The sequence below is a fragment of the Nocardiopsis sp. TNDT3 genome, assembly GCF_003427465.1.
Taxonomy (GTDB): domain Bacteria; phylum Actinomycetota; class Actinomycetes; order Streptosporangiales; family Streptosporangiaceae; genus Nocardiopsis; species Nocardiopsis dassonvillei.
Genome location: NZ_QPFC01001070.1, coordinates 1 through 5,141 on the forward strand (window position 1 = coordinate 1; position 5,141 = coordinate 5,141).

Genomic DNA, 5,141 nt, shown 5'->3' on the forward strand with positions numbered 1-5,141 from the left:
GTCCAGTACCGGGCTCGGGCCCTCCGCGTATCCCGGCATGATCATCCGATGACCCGCTCTCGTAGTCTGTTGTCGTCCTCGACCGTCGGGGGCGGACAGGGAGAGCTGGGCGGATGGAACTCTGGGAGGCGGCGGTCATCCTTCTCGCCGGTGTGGCGGCCGGCGGGATCAACGCCATCGCGGGGTCGGGGACGCTGTTCACCTTCCCCGTGCTCCTGGCGCTCGGCTACCCGCCGATCACGGCGACCGTCTCCAACAGCATTGGCCTGGCCCCCGGGACGCTCAGCGGCACCATCGCCTACCGCCGGGAGCTGGCGGGCCAGCGCGCCCGCATCCTCCGGCTGGGCAGCATGTCCTTCCTCGGAGCGGTGACCGGCGCCCTGCTGCTGATCTACCTGCCTCCGGGCGTGTTCGAGGCCGTGGTGCCGTTCATGATCGGCCTCGCCTGCGTGCTGATCGTCCTCCAGCCGCGCATCACCCGGTGGGTCCGCTCGCGCAGGCCCGCCCACAGGGACGGCGGCCCTCTGCTGCCGCTGGGCGCCTACGCGACCGGCGCCTACGGCGGCTACTTCGCCGCCGCCCAGGGGATCATCCTCATGAGCATCCTGGGCACCGCCCTGGACGAGGAGATCCAGCGGCTCAACGCCCTGAAGAACATGCTCGCCACCATCGTCAACACCACGGCCTCGGTGTTCTACATCGTCCTGGCCGAGCCCGCCTGGCCGGTGGTCGGCCTCATCGCCTGCGGGACCATCATCGGCGGGTACCTGGGCGGAAGGTTCGGGCGCAAGCTCAGCCCGGCCGCCCTGCGGGTGTGCCTGGTCCTGGTGGGACTGTCCGCCGCGGTCCAGATCATCATGGGCCGGGTCTGACCCCGCCCCGCCGATCCCCTCGCATGGACCCGCCGCCCTCCGCGACGCCCCGTGAGAGGGCTTCGCGCCGGGCCCCGTCGGGTCAGGTCCGGAAGTACCCGCGGCGGTCGGCGTCGTCCACCAGGGCGGTCGCGTAGGCGCCCAGCGCCTCCGACCCCTCCTGGATCAGTTTGACCTTCTCCATCACCTGCGCCCGGGTGATCCCGAAGCGCACCCACGTGCCGCCCTCGTTGTGCCAGTTGGCGAGCATGGGCGAGAGCCGGTCGACCGCGCGGGCGAACCGCGCCTCGGCGGTGGCGCGCGCCTCGAACTCCTCCCACAGCTCGCGGGCCCGCTCGGCCTGGTCCTCGGGCAGGAGGGGGAAGATGCGGTCGGCCGCGGCCCGCTCGCGCTCCGCCTGGGTCCGGGAGTTGACGGTGTCGAAGAGGAAGGTGTCCCCGGCGTCGATCTCGACGATGTCGTGGAGGACGAGCATCTCGACAACGCGGTCGATGTCGGTGCCCTCGGGCGCGTACTCGGCGAAGGTGCGGGCTGACAGGGCCAGGTGCCAGGAGTGCTCGGCCGAGTTCTCCCGCCGGGAGCCGTCCACCAGGAGGGACTGCCGCAGGATGCGCTTGAGTTTGTCGGCTTCCAGAAGGAAGCGGAGTTGCGCGTTCAACCGCTCGTTGTCGACCCCGCTGGCAAAGACCGGTGCCGGTTCCGTCACGTGGTTCGCCCTCCTGAAGGATGAGTCGAAACGGTCAGGTGGGCCGCTCTGCGCGGCCGCCACTGGATGATCCCATGGAACGCGCACCAGCTGTCGCGGCGGCGTCCGTTGAGGGGACGCCGGAGGAGGTGCCAGGGTGCACCCGGTGAACGGGGGGTTTCGCACCGGACCGGAAAGCGGACGAAGCGCCCGGCGGGGCCCGCCGGAGCCCCTACTCGGCCGTCCGGACCTGGTCGGAAGACCTGAGGTGCTGGTGGAACCACTCGGTCAGCGCCCGGTCGGTGAGGACGCCGGCCGGGGTGAGCGGGCCGGGTCGCAGGCCCGGCTCCGGACCGATGGCGTGGGCCAGGTCGGGGACCACGATGTGACGGAGCGCATGTTCGGGTGCGTGGGCCGCCACGGCGTCGTGCAGCGACCGGCCGTGCTCGGGGGGCACGACCTCGTCCCGGCTCCCGCTGACGACGAGCAGGGGGACGCGGTCGCGGGAGACCTCCTCGGCGCGGGCGCCGAAGTCCAGCCAGTCGCGGGTGCTCAGGGCCTGCTCGGTCCACTCGTAGGCCGTGCCGGTGCGCCGCTCCCGCGCGGCGATGACCAGGGCGGGGTCCACGACCGGGTTGACGACGGCGGCGGCGCCGACGGGCAGGCGCCCCTCGGCCAGGGTGAGCAGGACGGCCGCGGCGCCGGCGCCCACGCCGACCAGCCCGACGGGCGCGTCGGTGACGGGGAAGGCGGCGCGCAGTTCGGCGGTGACGCGGTGGAGCTCGGCGGCGGCCTCCTCCACCACCGGGCCGAACAGTTCGACGAGGTAGTCGCGCTCGCCGCGCCGGTTGATCTCGGCGACGCCGCCCTCGGGGAGCCGGGCCCCGAACAGGGGCAGGCCCAGGTAGACCCGCCAGGCCGGGAGCGGGGCCATGGGCACGGTTCCGGCCAGGGCGGCCTCGGCCCGGGGAGGCTCGAAGGCGTGCAGGCCCAGCACGAGCGGGGCCGGGACGTCACCGCTGGCGGGCGGAAGGGCCAGGAAGGGCACTCCGGCGGCCGTTCCGGTGACAGGCCGGGAGAGGGTGCCGGCGTCGGCTACCACGGATGGTCGCCTCCGTTGCGTTGGGAGAAGTGGGACAGGTAACTGCTGACCAGGTGCTTGGCCTCGCGGACGAGCGCGGGGTCGCCCTCGGGGTCGTCGCGGAAGGCGAGCTTGAGCACGGCGTCCGCGGCCTCGACGGCGACGTCGATGGCCCGGTCGAGTTCCTCATTGTCGGGGATGCCTGTGACAGAGACGATGATCCTGCGCAGGCGGATGGAGATGACGCGGTTGTTGTCGGCGCCTCCGTTGAGGAGGCGTGTGTCGACGATGTCACCGAAGTGCAGGCTGCGGAAGCCCGGCACGTGGCGGTGCATGTCGATGTACTCGTCGACCACCGCGTCCACGGCCAGGGTCCAGTGGCTGAAGGAGGCGTCGGCGAGGCGCTCGGTGACGCGCGTGCCGAACTGGTCGAGGAAGCGCAGACCGAGGGCCTGGGTGATGGCCTTCTTGTCCGGGAAGAACTGGTAGACGGAGCCGATGGCGACCCCGGCGCGCTCGGCGATCCTGGTCGTGGAGAGGTTGTCGTAGCCGACCTCGTCGAGGAGTTCGGCGCAGCAGTCGAGCATGCGCTGGACCCTGAGCATGCTGCGCTGCTGGGCGGGCAGCCTCCGCAGCGGCGCCTGCGCGAAGGCGAGTTCGTCGTGGGCGACGCTGGCTCGTCCACGGCCCTCGCGTGACGCGTGGTCGCTTCCCGTGCTGCCTGGGGAGCGTCGTGACCGCGGGGGTGTTGAGCTTCGGGAGTTTGTCGTCACAGCTCCTATGATGCCTTTCCGGAATCACCTGGTTCCGGGGAAATTCCAGTTTCGTTCCACCGCCCCTCCCGGAGCGGGGCCAGCGGTCCGCAGCGGGGGGAGCTCCGGCCGGGGGCTCCCGGACGCTGCGTGCGCGGAGCGCGCCCCGCGTTTGGATAGCGCTTTCCTGTTCGGCTCTGGCATGGTTGGATCAGGGCCGACGCAGCGTACACACCCTCCTGGAGGCTGAGAGCCATGACCACCGCCCCGGACACCACGCCGGAGGAACTCGACGCCGTGATGGAACGGGCCGCCGCGGCGGCGCCGCTCCTGGCCGCGCTCACCCCGGGCGAGCGCGCCGGGCTGCTGCGCGCCGTCGCCGACGCCCTGGACGGCGCGGCCGACGAGCTCGTGCCGATCGCGATGGAGGAGGCGCACTACCCCGAGGCGCGCTGCCGGGGGGAGCTGGGCCGCACCACCTTCCAGCTGCGCCTGTTCGCCGAGACCCTGGAGGAGGGCTCCTACCTGGAGGCTGCCGTGGACCCGGCCGACCCCGACTGGGGCACCCCGCGCCCGGACGTGCGCCGCCTGCTGGTCCCGCTGGGGCCGGTGGTGGTGTTCGGGGCGAGCAACTTCCCGTTCGCGTTCGCCACGGCCGGAGGCGACAGCGCCTCCGCCCTGGCCGCCGGATGCCCCGTGGTCGTCAAGGCCCACCCCGGGCACCTCCGGCTCGCCCGGCGCACCGCGGAGATCGTGGTCGCGGCGCTCGACGGCGCCGGGGCGCCCGAGGGCGGTTTCGCCCTGGTCGAGGGGGTGGAGACGGGCAAACGCGCGGTCACCCACCCGCTCACCCGGGCCGTGGGCTTCACCGGGTCCATCCCCGGCGGGCGGGCCCTGTTCGACCTGGCGGTCTCGCGACCGGACCCGATCCCCTTCTACGGGGAGCTCGGCAGCGTGAACCCGGTGTTCGTCACCCGCGCTGCCGCCGCCGCGCGCGGCGACGAGATCCTGGGCGGGTACGCGGACTCGGCCACCATGGGCTCGGGCCAGTTCTGCACCAAGCCCGGCGTGCTGTTCGTGCCGGAGGAGACCAAGCTCGACGCCCTCGTCGCCGACTTCGGCGGGCGCGCCGCCGCCCCGCTGCTCAACGAGCGGGTCTCCGAGGGCTTCGTGCGCGGGCTGGACGCCCTGAGCGCCCACCCGGCCACCGAGGTGCTGGTCCAGGGCGTGCGCACCGGTGACGACTGGACCCCGTCCCTGCTGCGCACCGACCTGGACTCCCTGCTGGAGAACGCCGAGACCCTCCTGGAGGAGTGCTTCGGCCCGGCGACGCTCGTGGTCACCTACCCCGACGAGCGGCGGCTGCTGGAGGCGGCCGGGGTGTTCGGCGGCCAGCTCACCGTGACCGTGCACGGCGAGGAGGACGACGAGATCGCGCCCGCGCTGCTGGCGCTGGGCGCGTCCCTGGCCGGACGGGTGCTCTGGAACAGCTGGCCTACCGGGGTGGCGGTCACCCACGCCATGACCCACGGCGGCCCCTACCCGGCCACCACCGCGCCGCTGCACACGTCGGTGGGCACCACGGCGGTCCGTCGCTTCCTGCGCCCGGTCACCTACCAGTCGGTGCCGCAGTCGCTGCTGCCCCGGGAGCTGCGCGACGACAACCCGCTGGGCGTGCCGCGCCGCGTGAACGGCGCCGCTCCCTCCGCCTGACCAACTCGCCGGGCGCGTCGGCCGACGCGCCCGGCGAG

5 protein-coding genes are annotated in these 5,141 nt (G+C 73.1%); 2 read left to right on the forward strand and 3 right to left on the reverse strand.

Annotated elements, in window-relative coordinates:
* The first annotated feature begins 113 nt into the window (after window positions 1–113).
* On the forward strand, window positions 114–872 hold the full coding sequence (locus DQW06_RS23950) for a sulfite exporter TauE/SafE family protein (protein ID WP_013156329.1): 759 nt from the start codon (window positions 114–116) through the stop codon (window positions 870–872).
* 82 nt (window positions 873–954) lie between these two features.
* Here the strand turns inward: DQW06_RS23950 and DQW06_RS23955 are convergent, their stop codons facing one another.
* From DQW06_RS23955 to DQW06_RS23965, 3 genes are all read right to left on the reverse strand, one after another.
* A complete protein-coding gene (locus tag DQW06_RS23955; protein WP_013156330.1) occupies window positions 955–1,578 on the reverse strand; it encodes an HD domain-containing protein in 624 nt (207 codons plus the stop codon).
* Window positions 1,579–1,789: 211 nt separating this feature from the next.
* Complete coding sequence (locus DQW06_RS23960) at window positions 1,790–2,659, reverse strand: S9 family peptidase (RefSeq protein WP_013156331.1); 870 nt, start codon at window positions 2,657–2,659, stop codon at window positions 1,790–1,792.
* Complete coding sequence (locus DQW06_RS23965; RefSeq protein ID WP_013156332.1) at window positions 2,653–3,243, reverse strand: TetR/AcrR family transcriptional regulator; 591 nt, start codon at window positions 3,241–3,243, stop codon at window positions 2,653–2,655. Before DQW06_RS23965 ends, DQW06_RS23960 begins: the two co-directional genes overlap by 7 nt.
* A 402-nt stretch (window positions 3,244–3,645) precedes the next feature.
* Between DQW06_RS23965 and DQW06_RS23970 the strand changes: the two genes are divergently transcribed.
* Complete coding sequence (locus DQW06_RS23970; RefSeq protein ID WP_071620995.1) at window positions 3,646–5,103, forward strand: aldehyde dehydrogenase (NADP(+)); 1,458 nt, start codon at window positions 3,646–3,648, stop codon at window positions 5,101–5,103.
* Window positions 5,104–5,141 lie beyond the last annotated feature (38 nt).

What these genes read in the sequence shown, in the direction of transcription:
- DQW06_RS23950 (WP_013156329.1), top strand. Translation starts at nt 114, where the DNA reads ATGGAACTCTGGGAGGCGGCGGTCATCCTTCTCGCCGGTGTGGCGGCC.
- DQW06_RS23970 (WP_071620995.1), top strand. Translation starts at nt 3,646, where the DNA reads ATGACCACCGCCCCGGACACCACGCCGGAGGAACTCGACGCCGTGATG.
- DQW06_RS23965 (WP_013156332.1), bottom strand. Translation starts at nt 3,243, where the DNA reads ATGCTCAGGGTCCAGCGCATGCTCGACTGCTGCGCCGAACTCCTCGAC.